19 protein-coding genes and 2 pseudogenes are annotated in these 24610 nt (G+C 74.0%); 18 read left to right on the top strand and 3 right to left on the bottom strand.

Features of this window, described 5'->3' with window-relative positions; translation table 11 throughout:
* Positions 1 to 327 precede the first annotated feature (327 nt).
* Positions 328 to 1629 carry a DUF2252 domain-containing protein gene (locus AC0GKK_RS20005; RefSeq protein ID WP_073576409.1) on the top strand — a complete coding sequence of 434 codons (1302 nt, stop codon included), beginning with the start codon at positions 328 to 330 and terminating at the stop codon, positions 1627 to 1629.
* A gap of 53 nt (positions 1630 to 1682) precedes the next feature.
* On the opposite strand, the gene AC0GKK_RS20010 is transcribed toward AC0GKK_RS20005, so the two are convergent.
* Positions 1683 to 3911 (bottom strand): NADP-dependent isocitrate dehydrogenase, encoded by a 2229-nt coding sequence (locus AC0GKK_RS20010; RefSeq protein ID WP_489882287.1) that lies wholly within the window; start codon positions 3909 to 3911, stop codon positions 1683 to 1685.
* 257 nt (positions 3912 to 4168) lie between these two features.
* On the opposite strand from AC0GKK_RS20010, the gene AC0GKK_RS20015 reads away from it, so the two are divergent.
* From AC0GKK_RS20015 to yhjD, 9 genes and pseudogenes are all read left to right on the top strand, one after another.
* Positions 4169 to 4498 carry a hypothetical protein gene (locus AC0GKK_RS20015; protein WP_161152602.1) on the top strand — a complete coding sequence of 110 codons (330 nt, stop codon included), beginning with the start codon at positions 4169 to 4171 and terminating at the stop codon, positions 4496 to 4498.
* Between the two features lie 43 nt (positions 4499 to 4541).
* The gene (locus AC0GKK_RS20020) at positions 4542 to 5384 is read left to right on the top strand and encodes an exodeoxyribonuclease III (RefSeq protein WP_161152601.1); all 843 of its coding nucleotides are present in this window, start codon (positions 4542 to 4544) and stop codon (positions 5382 to 5384) included.
* An 11-nt stretch (positions 5385 to 5395) separates the two neighbouring features.
* Positions 5396 to 5806 (top strand): annotated as a pseudogene (locus AC0GKK_RS20025) (protein kinase family protein); the annotation flags it as partial.
* A gap of 438 nt (positions 5807 to 6244) precedes the next feature.
* Positions 6245 to 6757 carry a YbaK/EbsC family protein gene (locus tag AC0GKK_RS20030; RefSeq protein WP_253067918.1) on the top strand — a complete coding sequence of 171 codons (513 nt, stop codon included), beginning with the start codon at positions 6245 to 6247 and terminating at the stop codon, positions 6755 to 6757.
* An 82-nt stretch (positions 6758 to 6839) separates the two neighbouring features.
* A complete protein-coding gene (locus AC0GKK_RS20035) occupies positions 6840 to 9479 on the top strand; it encodes a bifunctional FO biosynthesis protein CofGH (protein WP_489882288.1) in 2640 nt (879 codons plus the stop codon).
* Positions 9480 to 9551: 72 nt separating this feature from the next.
* Positions 9552 to 9728: a hypothetical protein gene (locus tag AC0GKK_RS20040; RefSeq protein WP_157818337.1), complete on the top strand. Its 177-nt coding sequence runs from the start codon at positions 9552 to 9554 to the stop codon at positions 9726 to 9728.
* A gap of 197 nt (positions 9729 to 9925) precedes the next feature.
* On the top strand, positions 9926 to 10828 hold the full coding sequence (locus AC0GKK_RS20045; protein ID WP_178376025.1) for a winged helix-turn-helix transcriptional regulator: 903 nt from the start codon (positions 9926 to 9928) through the stop codon (positions 10826 to 10828).
* A 25-nt stretch (positions 10829 to 10853) separates the two neighbouring features.
* Positions 10854 to 11867, top strand: coding sequence for a tryptophan--tRNA ligase (gene trpS / locus AC0GKK_RS20050; protein WP_062397676.1), 1014 nt, complete (start codon positions 10854 to 10856; stop codon positions 11865 to 11867).
* Positions 11868 to 11910: 43 nt separating this feature from the next.
* On the top strand, positions 11911 to 12975 hold the full coding sequence (gene yhjD, locus AC0GKK_RS20055) for an inner membrane protein YhjD (protein ID WP_251784343.1): 1065 nt from the start codon (positions 11911 to 11913) through the stop codon (positions 12973 to 12975).
* Here the strand turns inward: yhjD and AC0GKK_RS20060 are convergent.
* Together AC0GKK_RS20060 and AC0GKK_RS20065 are read right to left on the bottom strand one after the other, a co-directional pair.
* Positions 12914 to 14374, bottom strand: coding sequence for a D-alanyl-D-alanine carboxypeptidase family protein (locus AC0GKK_RS20060; protein WP_489882289.1), 1461 nt, complete (start codon positions 14372 to 14374; stop codon positions 12914 to 12916). The genes yhjD and AC0GKK_RS20060 overlap by 62 nt on opposite strands.
* A gap of 289 nt (positions 14375 to 14663) precedes the next feature.
* On the bottom strand, positions 14664 to 15113 hold the full coding sequence (locus AC0GKK_RS20065) for an SRPBCC family protein (protein ID WP_062397671.1): 450 nt from the start codon (positions 15111 to 15113) through the stop codon (positions 14664 to 14666).
* A gap of 194 nt (positions 15114 to 15307) precedes the next feature.
* Here AC0GKK_RS20065 and AC0GKK_RS20070 point away from each other — a divergent pair, with 194 nt between their 5' ends.
* From AC0GKK_RS20070 to AC0GKK_RS20105, 8 genes and pseudogenes are all read left to right on the top strand, one after another.
* Positions 15308 to 16456: a BMP family lipoprotein gene (locus AC0GKK_RS20070; RefSeq protein WP_476652613.1), complete on the top strand. Its 1149-nt coding sequence runs from the start codon at positions 15308 to 15310 to the stop codon at positions 16454 to 16456.
* On the top strand, positions 16453 to 17964 hold the full coding sequence (locus tag AC0GKK_RS20075) for an ABC transporter ATP-binding protein (protein ID WP_489882290.1): 1512 nt from the start codon (positions 16453 to 16455) through the stop codon (positions 17962 to 17964). The genes AC0GKK_RS20070 and AC0GKK_RS20075 overlap by 4 nt, the downstream gene beginning before the upstream one ends.
* Positions 17961 to 19040 (top strand): ABC transporter permease, encoded by a 1080-nt coding sequence (locus AC0GKK_RS20080; protein ID WP_208826666.1) that lies wholly within the window; start codon positions 17961 to 17963, stop codon positions 19038 to 19040. Before AC0GKK_RS20075 ends, AC0GKK_RS20080 begins: the two co-directional genes overlap by 4 nt.
* Complete coding sequence (locus AC0GKK_RS20085) at positions 19037 to 20272, top strand: ABC transporter permease (protein WP_224401469.1); 1236 nt, start codon at positions 19037 to 19039, stop codon at positions 20270 to 20272. Before AC0GKK_RS20080 ends, AC0GKK_RS20085 begins: the two co-directional genes overlap by 4 nt.
* 39 nt (positions 20273 to 20311) lie before the next feature.
* A complete protein-coding gene (locus AC0GKK_RS20090) occupies positions 20312 to 20713 on the top strand; it encodes a cytidine deaminase (RefSeq protein ID WP_062403743.1) in 402 nt (133 codons plus the stop codon).
* The gene (locus AC0GKK_RS20095; RefSeq protein ID WP_489882291.1) at positions 20710 to 21996 is read left to right on the top strand and encodes a thymidine phosphorylase; all 1287 of its coding nucleotides are present in this window, start codon (positions 20710 to 20712) and stop codon (positions 21994 to 21996) included. Before AC0GKK_RS20090 ends, AC0GKK_RS20095 begins: the two co-directional genes overlap by 4 nt.
* 155 nt (positions 21997 to 22151) lie before the next feature.
* Complete coding sequence (locus AC0GKK_RS20100) at positions 22152 to 22517, top strand: DUF485 domain-containing protein (RefSeq protein WP_256495560.1); 366 nt, start codon at positions 22152 to 22154, stop codon at positions 22515 to 22517.
* Positions 22514 to 24118, top strand: a pseudogene (locus AC0GKK_RS20105) (solute symporter family protein); the annotation flags it as partial. The gene AC0GKK_RS20100 and the pseudogene AC0GKK_RS20105, both read left to right, overlap by 4 nt.
* Between the last annotated feature and the right edge of the window lie 492 nt (positions 24119 to 24610).

Below are 24610 nucleotides of genomic sequence, written 5' to 3' on the forward strand. Positions count from 1 at the left end.
GGGGCCCGCGGGACGCTTGCTCCCGGGACGCCCGGGGCCGGTGCTGGTCGCGCGCACGACCCGGCCCGGCCGGGCGGGGAGATCCCCGGTCGGTGCGCTGCGGGACGGCCTGATAATGATCATCGCTAACGAGATTCTACCGGTGGGTACACCCGCTCCGGGACGGGGGTTGCTCCGGACGGGTTGCGTGACGTCGCCCACGGTGGCCCGCTGATCACCCGTTGATCGCAACGAAGATCCATCCGCCACCCGGTCGGCGGCGCTCGGTCCGGCGGGACCCCACGGACGGAGGTGGTCCCTGCCACCGTCCGCGAGCATGATCGCGCCATGACCGACCGCAGCGGCCACATCGTCGACACGCTCGTGACCGCCTTCGACGACCTGATGGCCGCCGACCCCGCGGCGTTCCGGACCAAGTTCCGGAAGATGGCCGCCGACCCGTTCGCGTTCTACCGGGGCAGCGCCTGCCTGTTCTACGACGACGTCGCCCGCCGCGAGGACCCCTGGGTCGACGAGCGGACCGCCCGGGTCTGGATCCAGGGCGACCTGCACGCGGAGAACTTCGGCACCTACATGGACGGCGACGGCGTGCTCGTCTTCGACGTCAACGACTTCGACGAGGCCTACCTCGGCCACTGGACCTGGGACGTCACCCGGTTCGCGGCCAGCCTGTGCCTGCTCGGCTGGCGCAAGGCGCTGTCGGACCGGTCGCTGTCCGAGCTCGTCGAGCGCTACTGCCGCAGCTATCTGGCCCAGGTGCGGCACTTCGCCGACCGCGACGACGACGCGTTCTCGCTGCGCCTGGACACCACCGAGGGACCGGTGCACCAGGTCCTGCAGACCGCGCGCACCCGGACCCGGGTCGGACTGCTCGACGCGGTCACCGAGACCGAGGGCTTCGACCGGATCCTGCGCGCCGGCCCCGGCGTCCGCACCCTCGACGACGACGAGAAGGCCGCGGTCACCGCGGCGTTCGAGGCGTACGTGGCCACGATCCCGGAGTCCCGGCGCCACCGCGGCGTCGCCTACACCGTCAAGGACGTCGCCGGGCGCTCCGGCGTGGGCATCGGCAGCGCCGGGCTGCCGACCTACACGGTGCTGGTCGAGGGGCTGAACCAGGCGCTGGACAACGACATCGTCGTGTCGATGAAGCAGGGCAACGTGGCCGCGCCCTCGCGGGTGGTCACCGACGAGCGGGTGGCGTCGGCGTTCCGCCACCACGGGCACCGGACGGCGGTCTCGCAGCGCGCGCTGCAGGCGCACGCCGACCCGATGCTGGGCTGGACCGAGCTCGACGGCGTCGGGTTCGTCGTCGCCGAGGTCTCGCCCTACGAGGCGGACCTGGACTGGTCGGAGCTCACCGAGCCCGATGAGATCGCGCCGGTCGTCGCGGACCTGGGCCGGGCCACCGCGAAGATCCACTGCGTGGCCGACGCCGACGCCGACCACGCGCTCGTCGACTTCCGGGTCGAGGAGGCGGTCGCGGCGCGCACCGCCGGTGCGGAGGACGCGTTCGTGGAGTGGGTCGTGGAGTTCGCCCACGACTACGCCCGGACCGTGCGCGCCGACCACGCGCTGTTCGTGGAGGCGTTCCGCTCCGGGCGCATCCCCGGCGTCAGCTCGGCCTGACACGCCGACGGCCCGCCCTCCCGGCAGCGGGGGGACGGGCCGTCGCGGTGGGGCTACTTGCCGGCGAAGGCGTCGATCGCCGCGTTGAACGTGGCGCTCGGCCGCATGACCGCGTCGGTCTTCGCGCGGTCGACGTAGTAGTAGCCGCCCAGGTCGACCGGGTCGCCCTGGACCGCGTTCAGCTCACCGACGACCGTGTCCTCGGCGGCGGCGAGCTTCTCGGCGAGCGGGGCGAAGATCGCGGCCAGCTCGGTGTCCTCGGTCTGCGCGGCGAGGGCCTGCGCCCAGTACAGCGCGATGTAGAAGTGGCTGCCGCGGTTGTCGAGCTCCCCGACCTTGCGCGACGGCGACTTCCCGTTCTCCAGCAGCGTGCCGGTGGCCTCGTCGAGGGTCTGGCCGAGCAGCTTGGCCCGCAGCGGCTCCTCGGTCTTCGACGCCAGCATCTCCAGCGAGACGGCCAGCGCGAGGAACTCGCCGAGGGAGTCCCACCGCAGGTGGTTCTCCTTCTGCAGCTGCTGCACGTGCTTCGGCGCGGACCCGCCGGCGCCGGTCTCGAACAGGCCGCCGCCGTTCATCAGCGGGACGATCGACAGCATCTTCGCCGACGTGCCCAGCTCCATGATCGGGAACAGGTCGGTGAGGTAGTCGCGCAGCACGTTGCCGGTCACCGAGATGGTGTCCTCGCCCTTGCGGGCCCGCTCCAGGGTGTAGCGGGTGGCCTCGGCGACCGGGAGGATCTCGATGGTCAGTCCGTCGGTGTCGTGCTCGCCCAGGTACGTCTCGACCTTCGCGATCAGCTGCGCGTCGTGGGCGCGCGCCGAGTCCAGCCAGAAGACGGCGGGGGAGCCGGTGGCCCGGGCCCGCTCGACGGCCAGACCGACCCAGTTGCGGATCGGGGCGTCCTTGGTCTGGCAGCCGCGCCAGATGTCGCCCTCGCCGACCTCGTGCGAGAGCTTCTCCTCGCCCGACGCCGCGTCGACGACGCGCACGGTGCCCGCGGAGGCGATCTCGAAGGTCTTGTCGTGGCTGCCGTACTCCTCGGCCTTCTGCGCCATCAGCCCGACGTTCGGGACGGTGCCCATCGTCGTCGGGTCGAAGGCGCCGTTGGCCTGGCAGTGCTTGACGGTCTCGTCGTAGAGCGGGGCGTAGGACGAGTCCGGGATGACGAACTTGGTGTCCTGCAGCGCGTCGTCGGCGTTCCACATCCGGCCGGAGGTGCGGATCGCGGCCGGCATCGAGGCGTCGATGATGACGTCGCTCGGGACGTGCAGGTTGGTGATCCCGCGCGCGGAGTCGACCTGGGCCAGCGCCGGGCCGGTCTCGTAGGCGGCGGTGATGGCCTTCTCGACGGCGTCGCGCTTGTCGGCGGGCAGCTTCTCCAGCGCGGTCAGGATCGAGGCGAGACCGTCGTCGGGGTCGGCGCCCACGGAGGCGAGGTCGTCGGCGAAGGAGGCGAACACGTCGGCGAAGTAGGCGCGGACGGCGTGGCCGAAGATGATCGGGTCGGAGACCTTCATCATCGTGGCCTTGAGGTGCACCGAGAACAGCACGCCCTTGGCCTTGGCGTCGGCGACCTGCTCGGCGAGGAAGGCCTGCAGCGGCTCGCGACGCATGACGGCGCCGTCGAACACCTCGCCGTCCAGCAGCGCGACCTTCTCCTTCAGCACCGTGACGGTGCCGTCGGCGGCGACGTGCTCGATGCGGACCGCGCCGTCACCGGCGGTGGTGAACGAGGTCTCGGAGTGGCGGAAGTCGCCGTCGTCCATGGTGGCGACGTGGCTGGCGGAGTCGGAGCTCCAGGCGCCCATCGAGTGCGGGTGCTTGCGGGCGAAGTTCTTCACCGACAGCGGGGCGCGGCGGTCGGAGTTGCCCTCGCGCAGCACCGGGTTGACCGCGGAGCCCTTGACCGAGTCGTAGGCGGCGCGGGCGGCCTTCTCCTGCTCGGTCTGCGGGTTGTCCGGGTAGTCCGGTACGTCGTAACCGGCGCCCTGGAGCTCGGTGATCGCCGCCTTGAGCTGCGGGATCGACGCCGAGATGTTCGGCAGCTTGATGATGTTGGCGTCCGGCGTCTTCGCCAGCTCGCCCAGCTCGGACAGCGAGTCCGGGACGCGCTGGGCGTCGGTGAGCCGGTCCGGGAACTTCGCCAGGATGCGGGCGGCCAGGGAGATGTCGCGGGTCTCCACGTCGACCCCGGCCTGGCCGGCGAAGGCCTCGATGACCGGCAGGAAGGAGTGGGTCGCCAGTGCCGGCGCCTCGTCGGTGTACGTGTAGATGAGCTTCATCGCGTCCTCAGGCCTGCCTCGGCTCGTCGTGTGTGCTGCCGTGTCCAGCGAGCGGGCCGCGACGGCGCCGGCGGACGGGCCCGGGACGACCGGGCGGGTCCCCGGCGCGGCGACCCGCTGACTGGGCCACACGCTATCTGTTCACCGGTCCCGCACGCCCGCAGGAGTAACCGGCCCGACACCCCCGTGATGGTCGAGCCCACGGCCGCGGACCGGCTACCGTGGTCGCGGCAGCGCTCGGCGGGAGGGGAACCACGGTGGCGAAGGTCTTCGGGCTCACCCGGAAGTCGCTCCTGAGGGGCTGGCCGCTGGTCGGGCTCATCGGAGTCGGCCTCACGGTCGTCGCACTCGCCTACGGCGGTGTCACCGGGAACCTGGAGACCACCGGGTGCCGTGTCGTCGTGCAGGGCGAGCAGGTGACGGTGCGCGCGGCGCCCGGCAACTCGGCGGCGCCGGTCCGCACGCTCCCGGTCGGGACCGAGGTCGCGGCGGAGACGATCGTCGACGGCGGCTTCCGCAAGCTCACCGAGCAGAACCAGTGGGTCCCGGTGGACTCCGTCGCCGCGACCTCGGGCAGCCGGTGCTGAACCCGTCGCGCAGCGTGATCAGGGGTGCGGCACAGTAGACGGTGTGAACGCGCTCGCCACGGTCAACGTCAACGGGGTCCGTGCCGCCGCCACCAAGGGGCTGCTGGAGTGGCTGGCCGGGACCGACGCGCGGGCGGTCTGCCTGCAGGAGGTCCGGGCACGGCCCGACGAGCTGCCGGCCGCCTTCCTGGCCGCGCTCGACGAGGGCGGCTGGCACCTGCGCCTGGCCCCGTCGCTGACGGCGAAGGGCCGCAACGGCGTCGCGGTGCTGAGCCGGGACGAGCCCGAGGCGGTACGGATCGGCTTCCCGAGCGGAGCCCGCGGAGCGAGCAACGGCACCGACCCCACCACCGACCTGGACGGCCGCTACGTGGAGGTGGACCTGCCCGGCGGGCTCACCGTGGCCTCGTTGTACCTGCCCAAGGGCATGGCGGGCACCGAGCGGCAGGACCACAAGGACGCGTTCTGCGCGGCCTTCGGTGACCACCTGCGCACCGCGTTCGACCGGTGCGCCGCCACCGGGCGGCAGATGGTCGTCGGCGGGGACTGGAACATCGCCCCCACCGAGCTGGACCTGCGCAACTGGCGCGGGAACCGGCGCAACTCCGGGTTCCTGCCGCACGAGCGGGAGTGGTTCGCGAAGCTGCTCGAACACGGCTGGCGCGACGTGGTCCGCGAGCGGCACCCGGGCGTCGACGGGCCGTACTCGTGGTGGAGCTACCGCGGGCGGGCCTTCGACAACGACACCGGGTGGCGGATCGACCACCTGCTCACCACCCCCGGGCTCGCGGACGCCGCGCACGAGGCCGTCGTGGACCGGGCGCCCGCGCACGACCGGCGCTTCTCCGACCACGCCCCCGTCGTCGTCCGGCTGGGGGCCGTGTGATCGCCGGCCGGATGGTCGGCGGCCGCTACCTGCTGCTCGACGAGCTGGGCCGGCGCGGTTTCGGGCCCACCCACCGTGCCGAGGACCGCATCACCGGCCGCACCGTCGCCGTCACCGAGATCGCGCTGCCCGCGGTGGCCGGGGTGCGGGAGCGCCTGCTGACCGAGGTGCGGGCCGCCGGACGGCTGCGCCACCCGTCGGTCGTCGGGGTGCTGGACCTGGTCACCGACCGGTCCCCGGCCGGGGACATGCGCGAGTACCTGGTCACCGAGCACCCGGAGGCGCGACCGCTGGGTGCGGTCGTCGAGACGGCGCCGCCCTCTCCCCGGCAGGTCGCGCTCGTGGGCCGGGACGTGCTGGCCGCCCTGCGTGCGGTGCACGCCGACGGCGGCACCCACGGCGGCCTCGACGCCGACGCGGTGCTCGTCACCGCCGAGGGCCGCGCCCTGCTCACCGACGTCGGCCTCGCCCGCGCGGTCGGTCCGCGCCCCGGCGGGAACGGTGCGCCCGCCGCCCCGAGGGCGCCGACACCCCGGCCGCGGACCTGTGGTGCCTGGGCGCCGTCCTGCGCGAGGCGGCGGGCCCGCGCCCGTCGGCGGGCAGCGCGCTCGCGACGGTCCTGGACGGCCTCACCGCCGACGACCCGGCCGAGCGCCCGACCCACGACCGGGCCGCCGAGCTGTTCGAACGCGGCGCCCGACCCCGGTCCCCGGGCGGGGACCTCGGCCGCAACCGCTGGATCCTGCTGGGCGTGGCCGGGGTGCTGGCCGTGGTCGTCGTCGTGCTGCTCGTCCTCGCCGTCCTCTGAGCACACCCGGGGGCGGAAACCCGGCGGCGCCCGCGACGCGGCGGGGGGCAGGATGGGCCGGGTGAGCCGGAGCGTCGAACACCCCGCCGACCACCCCCGCGTCGCCGCCGTGAAGGAGGCGCTGCGCCGCGCCGGTGCCGACCCCGCGTCGATCGCGGGCCTGGTGCTGCTGCCCGACGCGGTGACCACCGCGGCCGCGGCGGCCGCCGCGCTGGAGGTGGAGGTCGGCCAGATCGCGAACTCACTGGTCTTCGACGCCGACGGCGCCCCGCTGCTCGTGCTCACCTCCGGGGCGCACCGGGTCGACACCGACAGGGTCGCCGCGCTGGTCGGCGCGGCGCGGGTCGGACGGGCGTCGAAGGAGTTCGTGCGCGAGACCACCGGGCAGGTCATCGGCGGGGTCGCACCCGTCGGGCACCCGGCGCCGGTCCGCACCCTGGTCGACGTCGCGCTGCGGGACTTCGACCGGGTCTGGGCGGCCGGCGGGGTGGCCCGCTCGGTGTTCCCGACGACCTTCGACGAGCTCGTCGCGGTCACCGGCGGGACGCCCGCCGAGGTCGCCTGAGCCGTATTCCCGCACCGGCCGTGATCCATCGCCGGGAAACGGACGGTCGCTGCGATGATCCGCGAAACCTAGTGTGGGTGGCATGGCCGATACTCCCGCCGCACCCGTCCCGGCCGAGGCCGAACCGCCGGTCGGACTCCCGACCCCCGCACCCGCCGAACCGGTGCCCTCGGACTCGGCGTTCCGCCGGGCCCTGCGCCGGGTCCGGGACGGGTCCACCCTCGACGTCACCGAGGCCGCCGTCCTGCTCGCCGCCCGCGGCGAGCACCTCGACGAGCTGCTCGGCCACGCCGGCCGGGTCCGCGACGCCGGACTCGTCGAGGAGGGCCGCCCGGGCGTGGTCACCTACTCCCGCAACGTCTTCATCCCGCTGACCCGGCTCTGCCGCGACCGCTGCCACTACTGCACGTTCGCGACCGTCCCGCACAGGCTCGACGACATGTTCCTGGAGCGCGACGAGGTCGTCGAGATCGCCCGCCAGGGCGCCGCGCAGGGCTGCAAGGAGGCCCTGTTCACCCTCGGCGACCGCCCCGAGGATCGCTGGCCGCAGGCCCGCGAGTGGCTCGAGGCGCGCGGCTACGACTCCACCCTCGACTACGTCCGGGCCTGCGCGATCGCCGTGCTGGAGGAGACCGGGCTGCTGCCGCACCTCAACCCGGGCGTCATGAGCTGGGAGGAGCTGACCCGGCTCAAGCCGGTCGCGGCCAGCATGGGGATGATGCTGGAGACGACGTCGCAGCGGCTGTTCGAGAAGGGCGGCCCGCACTTCGGCAGCCCCGACAAGGAGCCCGCGGTCCGGCTGCGCGCCCTCACCGACGCCGGCCGCGTCGGCGTCCCGTTCACCACCGGCATCCTGATCGGCATCGGCGAGAACCGCACCGAGCGGGCCGAGTCGCTGTTCGCGATCCGCTCCGCCGCCCGCGCGCACGGGCACGTGCAGGAGGTGATCGTCCAGAACTTCCGCGCCAAGCCGGACACCGCGATGGCGAACGACCCGGACGCCGACCTGGAGGACCTGGCCGCCACCATCGCGGTCGCCCGGCTGGTGCTGGGCCCGAAGGTCCGGCTGCAGGCGCCGCCGAACCTCGTCGGCGACGAGCAGGCGCTGATGCTGCGTGCCGGCATCGACGACTGGGGTGGTGTCTCCCCGGTGACGGTGGACCACGTGTCCCCGGAGATGCCGTGGCCCGCCGTCGACGAGCTGGCCGCGATCACCGAGGCCGAGGGCTTCACGTTGCAGGAGCGGCTCACCGCCTACCCGAAGTACGTGCGGGCCGGGTCGCCGTGGATCGACGCGCGGCTGCACGGCCACGTCGCCGCGCTGTCCGGGCCGGACGGGCTCGCCCGGCCCGACGCCGTCGTGGAGGGGCGGGCGTGGCAGGAGCCCGACGGCGGGTTCGCCTCGACCGGGCGCACCGACCTGAACGCGACGATCGACACGACCGGGCGCACCGAGGACCGGCGCAGCGACTTCGGCGACGTCTACGGCGACTGGGACGAGGTGGCCGCCGAGCTGGAGCACCAGCGCGCCGGGCACGGGGCGGCCCCCGAGCGGCTCGACTCCGACGTCCGGGCCGGGCTGGACCTGGCCGCGTCCGACCCGGCGGCGCTGCTCGACCCGGCGCACGCCGACGCCGCGATGGCCGTGCTGACCGCCGACGGGCCCGCGCTGCGCACGCTGCTCGACCTCGCCGACGACGTGCGGAGGCAGGTTACCGGGGACGACGTCACCTACGTGGTCAACCGGAACATCAACTTCTCGAACGTCTGCTACGTCGGCTGCCGGTTCTGCGCCTTCGCCCAGCGCGAGCGCGACGCCGACGCCTTCCGGCTCTCGCTCGACGAGGTCGCCCAGCGCGCCGCGGAGGCCGCCCGCGACGGTGCCACCGAGGTCTGTGTGCAGGGCGGCATCGACCCGCAGCTGCCGGTGTCGTTCTACGCCGACCTGGTCCGCGCGGTCACCGCGGCCGTGCCGGGGATGCACGTGCACGCGTTCTCCCCGATGGAGATCGTCTCCGCGGCGGCCAAGGCCGGGGTGTCGATCCGGGAGTGGCTGACCGAGCTGAAGGCCGCCGGGCTCGGCTCGATCCCGGGCACCGCCGCCGAGATCCTCGACGACGAGGTCCGCTGGGTGCTCACCAAGGGCAAGCTGCCGGCGTCCCAGTGGATCGAGGTCGTCTCGACCGCGCACGAGCTGGGGATCCCCAGCAGCTCGACGATGATGTACGGCCACGTCGACGAGCCCCGGCACTGGCTCGGGCACCTGCGCACCCTGGCCTCGATCCAGGACCGGACCGGGGGGTTCACCGAGTTCGTGCCGCTGCCGTTCGTGCACCACAACGCGCCGATCTACCTGGCCGGGATCGCCCGGCCGGGGCCGACGGAGCGCGACAACCGGGCGGTGCACGCGTTCGCCCGGCTCGCGCTGCACGGGCGGATCGACCACGTCCAGTGCTCCTGGGTGAAGCTCGGCGACGACCTCGCCGCGGACATCCTGGCCGGGGGTGCCGACGACATGGGCGGCACCCTGATGGAGGAGACGATCTCCCGGATGGCCGGCTCGGAGAACGGCTCCGAGCGCTCCGTCGCCGAGCTCACCGCGATCGCGGCGGCCGCCGGTCGCCCGGTCCGGCAGCGGACGACGACCTACCGCGGCGCGCCCCGCGTGCTCACCCCGGCGTCGGGTACCGGGCCGCGGATGCTGCCGCTGACCCCGGCCTGATCCCGGCCGGTCCCGCGTCGCCCCCGGGCCGCGCGGGACCGGCTCGGCCGCCGATCGGCCTACGGTGGCGGTATGGGTGTACTCGGAGAGATGTTCCCGCGGAAGCGGATGCACGAGGACTCGGACGCCGCGCAGGGCGGACAGCAGTGGCGGCTGGGCCCGATCGACCTCGACAAGGGCGTGGTGACGGTCGAGCCGGCCCCGCGGCCCGAGGACCCCGAGCAGGGGAAGGGCCGGGAGAACGGATGACGTGCTGACCGGGACGACGCCCCGCGGCTGCCGCAGCCCCCTCACCGCGCTGTCGCAGGACGTCCGCCCCGGCCGGTGGACCGACCCCCCGATCCGGCCCACCCCGCCGCCGGCCGTGCCCGGAGGCGCGGCTTCGATCGGCAGAGTGAGGCCAACGGTACGATCTTGAGCAGTCCGGGGTCAAGGGAGGCGAGCGGGTGCGGCCGCAGGAGCTGGGCGCCGTGGGGCGCGGTCTCGGCCTGCTCGCCGACACCTGGACGCTGTTGATCCTGCAGCGCGCGTTCCTCGGCGTCAGCCGGTACGCGGGGTGGCGGGAGACCCTCAACATCTCCGACGCGACGCTGTCGGCGCGGCTGCGTGGTCTCGTCGACGCGGGTCTGCTCGAGCCCCGCAGCTACGCAGACGGTGGCCGCGAGCGCCGCGGCTACGCCCTCACCGAGCGCGGCGGCGACATCTGGAAGCTGCTGATCTGCACCTGGGACTGGGAGAAGACCTGGGTCCCGCGGGAGGTCCCGCTCCCCGAGATCGTGCACCGCGACTGCGGCCGCCCCACCCGGGTGCGGGTGTGCTGCGCGGCCTGCGGCGGCGCGGTCGGGCCGCGGGACACCGAGGTCGAGCGCGAGCCGTGGGCGCCGGGGCTGGACCTGCTGGCCCGCAGACACCCGCGGCGCACCCGCGGCACGCTGCCCGTCGACCCGCTCTCGTTCCTGCCCGGTGCGATGGAGATCATCGGCGACCGGTGGGGTGCCGCCGTCCTCGGCGCCGCGCTCACCGGGATCCGGGCGTTCAACTGCTTCGCCCACGAGCTGGCGATCTCCCCGGAGGTGCTGTCGGACCGGCTGCGCCGCTTCGTCGCGCTCGGGGTGCTCAGCCGCAGCGGCGACGGCGAGTACCGCCTCACCGACAAGGGCCGGGCCAGCTTCCCGATCCACGCCTGCCTGGTCGAGTGGTCGCACCGCTGGTGCGGCGGGGACGGCGCCCCGATCGACCTCACGATCCGCCACCGGGCCTGCGGGCAGCCGCTCTGCGTGCGGCTGGACTGCGAGCAGTGCGGGCGGGCGTTCGCCCGGGACTCGGTGTCCCCGGTGCGCCCGAGATGACGGACGGTAGGGAACGATGGCGGGCATGAACGACGCCCACCGTCCCCGCGTGCTGTCCGGGATCCAGCCCACGGCCGACTCGTTCCACCTCGGCAACTACCTGGGTGCGCTGCGGCAGTGGGTGGCCCTGCAGGACGACCACGAGGCGTTCTACTGCGTCGTGGACCTGCACGCGATCACGGTGGAGCACGACCCGGCCGAGCTGGCCCGGCGTACCCGGGTCGCGGCCGCGCAGCTGCTCGGGCTGGGGCTCGACCCGGACCGCTGCACGCTGTTCGTGCAGTCGCACGTCCCGGAGCACGCGCGGTTGTCCTGGATCCTGGAGTGCATCACCGGCTTCGGCGAAGCCGGCCGGATGACCCAGTTCAAGGACAAGTCCGCCAAGCAGGGCACCGACCGGGCGACGGTCGGGCTGTTCACGTACCCGATCCTGCAGGCCGCGGACATCCTGCTCTACCAGGCCGACCGCGTCCCGGTCGGCGAGGACCAGCGCCAGCACCTGGAGCTGACCCGCAATCTCGCGCAGCGGTTCAACCACCGCTTCGGCGAGACGTTCCGGGTGCCCGAGCCGCACATCCCGCAGGCCACGGCGAAGATCTACGACCTGCAGGACCCGACGGCGAAGATGAGCAAGTCGGCGTCGTCGCCCAGCGGCATCGTGGAGCTCCTCGACCCGCCGCGGACCTCGGCCAAGAAGATCCGCTCCGCGGTGACCGACAACGAGCGCGAGATCCGCTTCGACCCGGAGAACAAGCCGGGCATCGCGAACCTGCTCACCATCAACGCGGCGATGACCGACCGGAAGGTCGCCGAGGTCGAGGCCGAGTACGTCGGCCGCGGCTACGGCGACCTGAAGAAGGACCTGGGCGAGATCGTCGCCGCGTTCGCGGAGCCGTTCGCGGAGAAGGTGAACGGCTACCTGGCCGATCCGGCCGAGCTCGACCGGGTGCTCGCGCGCGGTGCCACCCGTGCGCGTGAGGTCTCCGGCGCGACACTGGCCGCGGTTCACGAGAGGATCGGGTTCCTCCCGCCCGCCTGAGCGACGCTCCCGGGGCGGGGAGAACCACCGAACCGGGGGAATGATGGCCGAGAACCGCGCTGCCACGATCGCGCACCGGCTGGAGACCGACGAGGAGGAGACCGAGACCTTCCTCGACCGCCAGCGGGAGAAGCATCCGTGGCTCGACCACCTGGTCCGGGCGGGGGAGCGCTACACCGAGAACCACGGCGACCACTACGCCGCGGCGATCACCTACTTCTCCATCCTGGCACTGGTACCGCTGCTGATGGTCGGGTTCGCGGCGGCCGGGTTCGTGCTGCGCGGGAACCCTGAGCTCCTCGACTCCCTGCGCCAGGCGATCCAGTCGGCCGCGCCGGGCCAGATCGGCGAACTGCTCGGCGGGATCGTGCAGACCGCGATCGACCGGGCCGGGGCGATCGGACTGATCGGTCTGGTCGGCGCGCTGTACTCGGGCATCGGCTGGATGAGCAACCTGCGCGAGGCGCTGACCGAGCAGTGGGGCCAGCGGGACGATGCCCCGCCGATGATCAAGCGGCTGGCGTTCGACCTGCTCGCCCTGGTCGGGCTCGGGCTGGCCCTGGTGCTGTCGTTCGCGATCTCCTCGATCGGTGGCGCGGCGGGGAGGTTCCTGCTCGACCTGGTCGGCCTCGGCGAGGCGACGTGGGCACGCGTGCTGCTGAGCATCGCCTCGTTCCTGCTCGTGCTCGCCGGGAACTGGCTGGTGTTCCTCTGGGTGATCGCCCGGCTGCCGCGCGAGCCCGTGTCCCTGCGCAGCGCGGCCAGGGCCGCGCTGATCGGCGCGATCGGGTTCGCGATCCTGCAGCGGGTGATGGTGATCTACCTCGGCTCGGTCACGAACTCCGCGGCCGGTGCGGCTTTCGGATCGATCCTCGGTCTGCTGGTCTTCATCTTCTTCACCTCGCGGTTCCTGCTGTTCGTGACGGCCTGGGCCGCCAGCGCCGAGGAGAACGACCTGGGCTACCGCGACCTGCCCGCCCCGGCGATCATCCGGCCGCAGTACGTCGTCCGGGACGGCCCGGGCGCGCTCGCGTCGGCGGGCCTGGTCACCGCGGGTCTGATCGGCGGGGCACTCGGCCTGCGGGCCCTGGGGCGCCGGCGGCGCTGACCCGGATCGCCGTCCCGCCCCGATCTCGAAGGACGTGATCCCGACGAATTCGCTTACCCGGTAAGCGAGTTCGCAGGAGGGTGTGGCCCGGCCCTCGGGCGCAGGGGTGAGCCTGTGCCGTCTCGGCCGGTTCTCCCGGTACAGGCCCCGACGAACTCCTTCGCCCCGTGAACGGTCCCGCGGACCCGAGATCCGGGGACGTCGTCCGACGAATCCGCTTACCCGGTAAGCGGATTCCCAGAAGGGTGCACCCCTGCCCTCGGGCACCGGGCGAGCCGACGCCGACCCGGTCGGGTTTCCCGGGCGTCTGCCGCAGGTCAACGGCGCCGGCGCAGCCGCGCGGCCACCAGCGCCCCGACGCCGGCGAGCGCGGCGACCCCGCCGACCAGCACCGCGGCGGGGATCGGCGCAGCACCCGCGGGATCCGGGGCGTCGGTCGACGTCGCCCCGTCGGCGCTCCTCGTCGCCCCGTCCGCGCCCCCGGAGCCCGTCGCGCCGTCCGCGCCGTCTGCCCCGCCCGCGGGGCCGCGGCGCCCCGGGGCGTGCCCGAGCCGTCGGCGGAGCCCGTGGTGCCCGGCTCGACCAGCGTCCCGATCCCGGTGGCCGGGGCGCCGAAGCCCCAGTCCAGCAGGGCGCGGGCCTGGTCGACCATCAGCACCGGCCGGGGCTCGCCGCGCACGAGGGCCACGACCAGCCGTCGCCCGTCGCGCTCCATCGCCCCGACGAAGGTGTGCCGGGCGGCGTCGGTGAACCCGTTCTTGCCGCCGAGGAAGCCGGGGGCACCGAGGAGCCGGTCGTCGTTGCCGAGCAGGAAGCCGGGCTTGTCGGCGAACCCGGGGAACGGGATGCTCCGGGTGGTCAGCGCGGCCGCGATCCGCGGGCGCTCCAGTACGGCGCGCAGCAACAGGCCCAGGTCGTAGGCCGAGGCGGACATCCCCGGGCCGTCGAGGCCGGCGGGCGTCGCGGGACGGGTGTCCAGGGCACCGAGGCGGCGGGCCTCGTCGCGCATGGCGGCCAGCGTCGCGGGGACCCCGCCGAGTTCGCGGGCCAGGGCGTTCGCGGCGTCGTTGCCCGAGGACAGCAGCAGCCCGTGCAGCAGCTGGTCGACCGTGTAGCGCCCGCCGGGGCCGATCCCGGCCCGGCTGCCGTCAACGTTCGCGTCATCGGCGGTGCCCACGACCACCCGGTCCATCGGCAGCCGCTCGTCGACGACCAGCGCGAGCAACAGCTTGATCGTCGACGCCGGACGCTGCCGCGCGTGCGGGGCCCGGGCGGCGAGCACCGCACCCGAGTCGAGGTCGGCGACGACGTACGACGCGACCCCGACCGGCGGGGGCGGCACCGGCCCGGCGTGGGTGTCACCGCAGCCGCCGAGCCGGCCGACCGGTGGCGACGGCACCGGCAGCGGGGGACGGGCACCGTCTCCTCCCGCGCGGGCGGGCCGGGCGGGACCTCCTGCCCCGGGCACCCCGCGGTGACCGCGACCGGAGCGGCGGAGGCGACCGGTGCGGTGCCCGCCGCCCCGGCCAGCGCGAGCGCCACGACGACGGGAACGAGCAGCCGGGCGGCGGGTCGGCGCGGGGAACCCGGGCCGGCGGGGGTCGTCACCGTTGCAGCATGACCCACGGCCCGGCGGAACGGGCCGCCCGCTGCGGGCCCGGCACCACGGACCGCGCCCCGCGGCACGGTCAGCGCTCGACGATCTCCTTGACCCGGTCCAGGCTGCGCTCCAGCCCGTCGCGCATCAGGGCCTCGCGGTCCCGGCCCAGGATCCCGCTGCGCTGCAGCAGCCGTACCGGCAGCGCCGCCTCGCCGGTCTTCTCCCGCCAGGCGACGACGGTCGTCGCCCCGTCCCCGGCCGGCTCCAGGACCCAGCCCCAGGCCGTCTTCGACTCGCCGACCACGAAGGTGAACCGGCGGGCCGGCTCGCACTCGGTGACCCGGCAGTGGGTCGACCAGCGGATCCGGCCGCGCCGGTTCCCGCCGGTGAACCTGGCGCCCACGGCGGGCCCCGTCGCGTCGCCGCGCCACCGTCCCCCGGTGGCCTCCGGGCTCCACTCACCGGCCCGGGTGATGTCCGAGACCAGCTCCCACACCCGCTCCGGTGGGGCCTGCACCGTACGTTCCGCGCGATCCATCGATCCTCCTCCGAGACTGCTGTCACCTCCCGGGTACAAGATCGTCCGGGTGTGCGGACGGTACCGTCCGTCAACCGCTCGACGATTCCGCGTCACGGCCGTGTTTCGAGTTCTGCCGAAACCGTTGTCCAGCGGTTACCGTCCCGTCCGGACATGCGCCGCCGAGCGGTGGCGCCGGAGGGGGAGGTCACCTCGTGCGGATCAACCAGCGCATCGGAGGCAGGAGCCGGTACGCGACCGCGATCGCGCTCGTGGCCGCGGCGGCACTCACGCTCACGGGCTGTGCCCGCGACACCGGCGGGGGCGGCGGCGCCCAGGCCGGGGAGTGCGAGCGCGTCGCGCCGCCGTCGGTGCCGGCCGCGTCGGCCCAGCCGGCGCCGGAGGCCCCGAAGGCGGACGCGAGCCGGCTCAAGGTCGGGCTGGCCTACGACATCGGCGGGCGTGGCGACGCCTCGTTCAACGACGCGGCGGCCGCCGGCCTCGACCGCGCCGTCGCCGAGCTGGGGCTCCAGAAGGCCAACACGCGTGAGGCGACCGCCCAGGCGGGGGAGAGCGAGGACGCGGGCACCAACCGCCTCCGCCAGCTCGCCCAGGGCGGGTTCAACCCGATCGTCGCGGTCGGCTTCAACTACGCCACCGGCGTGAAGACCGTCGCGACCGAGTTCCCGAACATCCAGTTCGCCATCGTCGACGACGACACGGTCGACCTGCCCAACGTCAAGCCGCTGGTCTTCGCCGAGGAGCAGGGCTCGTTCCTGGTCGGCGCCGCGGCCGCGCTGAAGACCTCGGCCTGCAAGGTCGGGTTCATCGGCGGCGTCGACAACCCGCTGATCCAGAAGTTCGACGCCGGCTACGAGCAGGGCGCCAAGGCCGTCGCGCCGCAGATCGACGTCGAGTCGGCCTACATCTCCCCGGCCGGCGACTTCACCGGCTTCAACGACGCCACCCGCGCCACCGAGATCGCGTCCGGCCAGTACGACGGCGGCGCCGACATCGCCTTCGCCGCGGCGGGCCAGTCGAACCAGGGTGTCTTCGCGGCCGCGCAGACCGCGCAGAAGAAGGCCATCGGCGTCGACTCGGACCAGTACAACTCGCCGCAGCTGACGCAGGTCCGCGACACGATCATGACGTCCATGATCAAGCGGGTCGACGTGGCGGTCTACGACTACATCAACGCGGTCGCGGGCAACACCGTCGCGCAGCTCCCGGCGCGGTTCGACCTCGCCAACAACGGTGTCGGCTACTCCACCTCCGGTGGCCAGGTCGACGACATCGTCCCGCAGCTCGAGGCGTACAAGGCCGCGATCATCGCCGGACAGATCCAGGTCAAGTCCACCAAGTGACCGACCAGCCCGACGCGGTCGCACTCCGCGGGATCACGAAGCGCTTCCCCGGCGTCGTCGCGAACGACGGCGTGGACCTCACCGTCACCCACGGTGAGGTCCACGCCCTCTGCGGCGAGAACGGCGCCGGCAAGTCGACCCTGATGAAGATCCTCTACGGGATGCAGACGCCCGACGAGGGCACGATCGTCGTCGACGGGGCGGACACGCACTTCCGCAGCCCCGCCGACGCCATCGCCGCGGGGATCGGGATGGTCCACCAGCACTTCATGCTGGCCGACAACCTGACCGTCGCCGAGAACGTGCTGCTCGGCGCCGAGCGCCTGCACGGCATCGGGAAGGCGGCCCGGGCGCGGATCACCGAGCTGTCCGCGACCGTCGGGCTCGCCGCCCGGCAGGACGCGCTCGTCGAGCACCTCGGCGTCGCCGACCGGCAGCGCATCGAGATCCTCAAGGTGCTCTACCGCGGCGCCCGCACGGTGATCCTCGACGAGCCGACCGCGGTGCTGGTCCCGCAGGAGGTCGACGAGCTGTTCGCGACCGTGCGCACGATGCAGGGCGACGGTTACACGTTCCTGTTCATCTCGCACAAGCTCGACGAGGTCCGCGCCGTCGCCGACCGGATCACCGTGATCCGCCGCGGCCGCACGGTCGGCACCGCGGACCCGCGGACCGTCACCAACCGCGAGCTGGCGGAGATGATGGTCGGCTCGGAGCTGCCCTCGCCGGAGACCCGCGAGTCGACCGTGACCGACCGCGAGGTGCTGCGCGTCGAGGGCCTCGGGCTGGCGAGCCCGGACGGCGGCCGCGACCTGCTCGACGGGGTCGACCTCGTCGTGCACGCCGGTGAGGTGCTGGGCATCGCAGGCGTCGAGGGCAACGGCCAGACCGAGCTCGTCGAGACGGTCATGGGGATGCGCAGGCACGCCCGTGGCCGGGTACTGCTGAACGGCACCGACATCTCGGCGACGTCGACGATGGCCCGCCGCGAGGCAGGCATCGGCTACGTCCCCGAGGACCGGTCCCGCCACGCCCTGCTCGGCGAGCAGCCGCTGTGGGCGAACCGGATCCTCGGGTTCCAGTCCCGGCCGCCGATCGCCCGGCGCGGGCTGCTGGACACCGCCGCCGCGCGCACCGACACCGAGCGGATCGTGCGCGACTTCGACGTCCGCACCCCCGGGATCGACGTCATGGCGGCCGCGCTGTCCGGTGGCAACCAGCAGAAGCTCGTCGTCGGACGGGAGCTGTCCGGCGACCCGGTGCTGCTCATCGCGGCCCACCCGACCCGCGGCGTCGACGTCGGCGCACAGGCAGGCATCTGGGCCGAGCTGCGCCGCGCCCGCGCGGCCGGGCTCGCGGTGCTGCTGGTCTCGGCCGACCTCGACGAGCTGATCGGCCTGTCCGACACCCTCGCCGTCATCTCCGGCGGGCGGCTGGTCGGCACCGCCGATCCCGCGACCGTGACCCCCCAGGAGCTGGGTACCAAGATGACCGGAGCCGCCACGTGAGCCGGCTGCGGGGCGCCGTCGTCGCGCCCGTCCTGGCGATCGCGGTCGCCGCCCTGCTCTGCGGGGTCGCCCTGGTGATCAGCGGGGCGTCGCCGTGGACGGCGGTCACCACCATCCTCGCGCAGGTCGGCTCGGGCACGGTCGTCGTGGACACCGTGAACTCCGCCGCCGTCTACTACCTCGCCGCCCTGGCCGTCGCGATCGGCTTCCAGATGCGGTTGTTCAACATCGGCGTCGAGGGCCAGTTCCGGGTCGCCGCCTGCGTCGCCGCGATCGTCGGCGGGACGGTGGCGCTCCCGCCGGTCCTGCACACCGTGCTGATCATGGTGGTGGCGCTGCTGACCGGCGCCGCCTGGGTCGCGATCCCGGCGCTGCTCAAGGCCTACCGCGGCGTCTCCGAGGTCATCTCGACGATCATGCTGAACGCGATCGCCACCGGGCTGATCGCCTACCTGATCCGCGCCGAGACCTTCGGCGAGCTGCGCGGCAACAACATCACCACCCCGCCGATCCCCGAGTCGGGCTGGTTCCCCGGGATCCCGATCGGCAACGGCGCGATCTTCGGGATGGTGTTCGTCGCGGCCGCGCTGGGCATCGGCTACTGGTTCCTGCTCGGACGCACCCGGTTCGGCTTCGAGCTGCGCGCCTCCGGCGAGTCGGCGACGGCCGCCGCGACCGGCGGGGTGAACGCCCGCCGCACGATCGTCGTCGCGCTGCTGCTCTCCGGCGCGGTCGCCGGGCTGGTCGGGTTGCCCGAGCTGCTCGGGCGCGACCACGCCTACACGCTGTCCTCGCCGCAGGGCTACGGCTTCACCGGCATCGCGATCGCGCTGCTGGGCCGCAACCACCCCGTCGGAATCGCGCTGGGCGCGCTGCTGTGGGCGTTCCTGGACAAGTCCGCGGTGGCGCTCGACGTCGTCGGCATCCCGCGGGAGATCGTGCTGATCATGCAGGGCCTGATCGTGCTGTCGGTGGTCGTCGCCTACGAGGTCGTCCGCCGGGTCGAGCGCCGGGCCGAGCAGCGGCGGGTCGCCGCGGCGGCCCCCGCACCGCAACCCGCGGAGGTGTCGTCGTGACCGCGGTGCTGGATCGTGCGCGGTCCCTGCCCGGCTGGGCCCGGTCGGCGCTGATCGCGGCCGCGCTGGTCGCGATCCTGTCGGTCACGGTGACGCTGACCGGCCAGACCCAGCTGACCTCCGGCGGCACCGCGTCCGCCGCGGTGCGGCTGGGGCTGCCGATCCTGCTCGCCGGCCTGGGTGGCCTCTGGGCCGAACGCGCCGGGATCATCAACATCGGCCTCGAGGGCATGATGGTGCTCGGCACCTGGGGCGCGGCCTGGGCCGGCTACCAGTGGGGGCCGTGGGCGGCGATGCTCGGCGGGCTGGTGTTCGGCGCGCTCGGCGGGCTGCTGCACGCCGTCGCGACGGTGACGTTCAACGTCAACCACATCGTCTCCGGCGTCGCGATCACCCTGCTCGGGACGGGACTGACGAAGTACCTGGCGACCCTGGTCTTCACCCCGGTCTCGCAGAACCCGCGCCAGTCCCCGCGGCTGGAGGGCTTCACCGAGTTCTCGATCCCCGGGGTCTCCGAGGGCCTCGCGGCACTGGAGGCCCAGCAACGGGTGTTCGTCTCCGACCTCGCCGGGTTGCTGTCCGGGCTGGTCACCGGCCTGACGCCGATCCTGGTCATCGGGGTCGCGCTGGTCCCGGTGAGCTACCTCGTGCTGTGGCGGACGGCGTTCGGGCTGCGGCTGCGCAGCGCGGGCGAGTCGCCGGTCGCGGCGGAGTCGCTCGGCGTGAACGTGGTGCTGCACAAGTACGTCGCGGTCACGATCTCCGGCGCGCTCGCCGGTCTCGGCGGAGCGGCGCTGGTGCTCAACCCCGGCCAGCTCGGCTACCTGGAGAACCAGGTCGGTGGCCGCGGGTACATCGGCCTCGCCGCGATGATCTTCGGCAACTGGCGGCCCGCCGGGCTGCTCGTCGGCTCGGCGCTGTTCGGTTACGTCGACGGCCTGCAGCTGCGTGCCGGCGGTGAGGCGGTGCACGCGCTGCTCTACGGCGCGACGCTGGTCGCGGTCGTCGTCGCGGTGCTGTGGGCGATCCGCCGGATGTGGACCGCCGCCGCCGTCGCGCTCGTCGCGGGGCTGCTGGTCTACGCGGTCTACTGGTCGGTCGACACCGTGCCCAGCGAGTTCGCCTCCTACGCCCCGCAGCTGGTCACGCTGATCGTGCTCGCGGCGGCCTCGCAACGACTACGACCACCGGCCCGGCTCGGCGAGCCGTACCGGCGCGGGGAGGGACGCTAGATGGCAGGCGGGGGACCGTCCGGAGCGGGCGCGGACATGATGCGGCCCGACGCGCCCGTCCCGGACTGGGACGCCCTGCGGGCCGCCGCGGTGCAGGCCGCGGCCTGGGCGTACGCGCCGTACTCCCGGCTGCACGTCGGCGCGGCCGCACTCGTGGACGACGGGCGGGTGGTCACCGGCTGCAACGTCGAGAACGCCTCCTACGGCCTCGGCGTCTGCGCGGAGGTGACCCTCGCCGGGCAGCTGCGCCTCTCCGGCGGCGGACGGCTGCTCGCGGTCGCCTGCCGCTCCGGCGACGGCGACCTGCTCATGCCGTGCGGACGCTGCCGCCAGGTGCTCCACGAGTTCGGCGGCGCCGCCCTGCTCTGCGACACCCCGCGCGGGGTGTTGCCGTTCACCGAGGTGCTGCCCGACGCGTTCGGCCCGGAGGACCTCCCGTGAGCTTCTCCGCGGTCGAGGTCATCGCGGCCAAGCGCGACTGCCGCACGCTGTCGAAGGCACAGATCGACTGGGTGGTCGACGCCTACACCCGCGGCGATGTCGCCGACGAGCAGATGGCCGCGCTGGCCATGGCGATCCTGCTCAACGGCATGGAGCCCGGCGAGATCGCGCACTGGACCCAGGCGATGATCGACTCCGGCGAGGTCCTCGACTTCGGCGACGTCGGACGCCCGCTGGTCGACAAGCACTCCACCGGCGGCGTCGGGGACAAGATCACGCTGCCGCTGGCGCCGCTCGTCGCCGCCTGCGGGGCGGCGGTGCCGCAGCTGTCCGGACGCGGGCTCGGCCACACCGGCGGCACCCTGGACAAGCTGGAGGCCATCCCAGGCTGGCGCGCCTCGCTGACCACCGACGAGATCGCCGCGCAGCTGCGCGAGGTCGGCGCGGTCGTCTGCGCGACGACACCCACGCTCGCCCCCGCCGACAAGCGCCTCTACGCACTGCGCGACGTCACCGGCACCGTCGAGTCCGTCCCGCTGATCGCCAGCTCGATCATGAGCAAGAAGCTCGCCGAGGGCACCGGCGGGCTGGTCCTCGACGTGAAGGTGGGCTCCGGCGCGTTCATGAAGACCCTGCCGCGCGCCGGGGAGCTCGCCGACGCGATGACCGCGATCGGGGCCGCCCACGGCCTCCCGACCACCGCGCTGCTCACCGACATGTCCCGCCCGTTGGGCCGCTGCGTCGGCAACGCCTTGGAGATCGCCGAGTCGGTCGAGGTGCTGCGTGGTGGGGGACCGGCCGACCTGGTGTCGCTCACCGTCGCGCTGGCCACGGAGATGCTCGCCCTCGCCGGTCTGCCCGACGCCGACCCGGCCGCCGTGCTCGCCTCCGGTGCCGCGTACGACGTGTGGGAGCGGATGATCGCCGCGCAGGGCGGGGACCCGTCCGCGCCGCTGCCGGTGGCCACGCACGTCGAGACGGTCGTCGCCGAGCGGTCCGGGATCTTCGCCGGGGCCGACGCGCTCGCCGTCGGCACCGCGGCCTGGAAGCTCGGCGCCGGGCGCGCCCGCAAGGAGGACCCGGTGCAGGCCGGGGCCGGGGTCCGGCTGCTGGTCGACCCGGGCGACGAGGTCCGTGCCGGCACCCCGCTCGCCGAGCTGCACACCGACGACGACGCCCGGCTCCCCGCCGCCCGCCGGCTGCTCGCCGGCGCGGCGCTGATGATCACCACGGACCCGCCGCCCGAGCGGGACCTCGTCCTCGACGTCCGCCGGGGCGGCTGACCCGGCCCGTTCGGGGTCGCACGCGACCCCGAACGGCGGCAGGCGCCTGACGGGACGTGACAGATCTTCCTGCGTCCGCGCGTAGCATTCGTGGCGAAACGTAACTCTCGGTGCATCCGTCCGTTACGCACAGTGTGAACCGTTCGCCGGCGACGATGCCGTCCCCCAGCCACGTCCCCGTGTCACCGGACCGCGCGGGGGTGACGGCGGGCCCCGACGTCTGGACCGCGGCCGAGGCGAGCGAGGACTTCCGGGAGCTCCGCGCGCGCCTGCTGCGCTTCGTGCTGCCGGCGACCGCGGGCTTCCTGGGCTGGCTGTTCCTGTTCGTGGGGCTCAGCGCCTGGGCGCCCGGGCTGCTCGGCACCCGGGTGCTCGGCGACCTCACGCTGGCGCTGGTGCTGGCCATCGGGCAGTTCGTCACGACGTTCGCGATCACCGCGCTGTACGTCCGGTACGCCGGCCGCCGGCTCGACCCGCTCGCCGACGAGATCCGTGAGCGTCTCGAGCGGGGCCACCGGTGACCGCAGCCGTCGCGGCCGTGTCCCCGGCCCCCGGGGACCCGCTGCTCAACATCCTGGTCTTCTCGTCGTTCATCCTCCTGGCCTTCGTCCTGGTGCTGCGGGTGCGGCGGCGCTCGTCGGCGGCCCGGGACTACTACACCGCGGGCAGCGGCTTCACCGGTCCGGAGAACGGCCTGGCCCTGTCCGGGGACTTCCTGTCGGCCGCGACGTTCCTCGGCATCGTCGGCGCGGTCGCCGTCGCCGGTCCCGACGGGTTCCTCTACGCCGTCGTCGCCTTCGTCGCCTGGCTGGTGGCGCTGTTCTTCGTCGCCGAGATGCTGCGCAACACCGGTCGCTACACGATGGCCGACGTCCTCAGCTACCGGTTGCGGCAGCGCCCGGTGCGCGCGGCCGCCGCGACCTCGGCGGTGGTGATCTCCACGCTGTACCTGCTCGGCCAGCTCGCGGGCGCGGGCGGCCTGCTCGCGCTGCTGCTGAACATCACCGACCGCGCCGGGCAGTCCGCGACGATCGCCGGGGTCGGGGCCGTGGTCATCGGGTACGTGCTGATCGGCGGGATGAGCGGCGCGACCTGGATCCAGATCGTGAAGGCGGTCCTGCTGCTGGCGACCGGGATGATCATGGCCGCGTTCGTGCTCGGCACGACCGGTCTGAGCCTGCCCGCGCTGCTGACCGCGGCGGTCGCGAACCACCCGCGCGGCGAGGCCGTGCTGTCCCCGGGGCTGCTGTACGGCGGTGGCCTGACGGCCAACCTGGACCTGCTGTCACTGGCCGTCGGCGGTGTCCTCGGTGTGGCCGGGCTCCCGCACATCCTCATGCGCTTCTACACCGTCCCCGACGCCCGGCAGGCCCGGAAGTCGGTCGTGTGGGCGATCTGGCTGATCGGCGCGTTCTTCCTGCTGGTACTGGCGCTCGGGTACGGCGCCACGGCGCTGGTCGGGCCGGAGGCGATCCTCGCCGCGCCAGGCGGGGTGAACTCGGCGGCGCCGCTGCTGGCACTGCAGATCGGCGGGCCGGTGATGCTGGCGCTGGTCTCGGCGGTCGCCTTCGCGACGATCCTCGCGGTCGTCGCCGGTCTGATGATCACCGCCGCGGCCGCGTTCGCCCACGACGTGTACGCCCAGCTGCTGCGCCGCGGGCAGGCCACCGCGGCCGAGGAGGTCCGCGTCGCCCGGCTGACCACCGTCGTCATCGGGCTCGTCGGCATCGCCGGGGGCATCCTGGCCAACGGCCAGAACATCGCGTTCCTGGCCGCCCTGACCTTCGCGATGGCCGCCTCGGCGAACCTGCCGACGCTGCTGTACTCGCTGTTCTGGAAGGGGTTCACCACGACCGGTGCCCTGTGGAGCATGTACGGCGGCCTCACCGTCACGCTGACACTCATCGTGTTCTCGCCCGCGGTGTCCGGGGCGCCGACGGCGATGCTGCCCGACCTCGACTTCGCGTGGTTCCCGCTGGCGAACCCGGGCCTGGTGTCGGTCCCGGCGGGCTTCCTGCTCGGCTACCTCGGCTCCGTCCTGGGCCGCGAACGCCCCGACGCCGCCGGGCATGCGCAGATGTCGGTCCGGGCGCTGACCGGGGCCGGACTGCAACGTGCGGTGCCCGAGGGCCTGCCGGCGCCGCTCCCCACCGGCCACGGTGCCCACCCGGCCCCCGCCGGTCACGGCGTCACCCCGGCCCCCGCCGGTCACGGAGTCCACCCGGCCCCCGCCGGTCACGGTGCCCACCCGCGCCCCGACGGTCCTGCGGCCCACCCGGGCCCGGCCGGTCCCGCGGTGCACCGGGGCCCGGCCGGGCCCGCGCCGCACCGGAGTCCGGACGGTGGGGCGGCCCGTACCGCCCGGCCGGACGGTGCCGCCGCACCTCTCCGTACGGGACGCCCCCACGGCGGGCCGTCGCGCGACGCCCGGCCCGGTGGCGGCCAGCCGGCGGGTCCGTACCGGCCGCCGGCCGCCCCGGGGCGGGACCCGCAGTTGCCCCCGGGGCGGGAGCGGCCCGGGCCCGGTACGCCGTCCCGCTGAGCCGCGTCCCCGGCCCCCGGCCGACGCCCGCCGGCCGAAGCCGGGCCGTCGCCGGCGGGCGCCGCCGGGACG

This window comes from Pseudonocardia sp. P-1 (assembly GCF_058111925.1).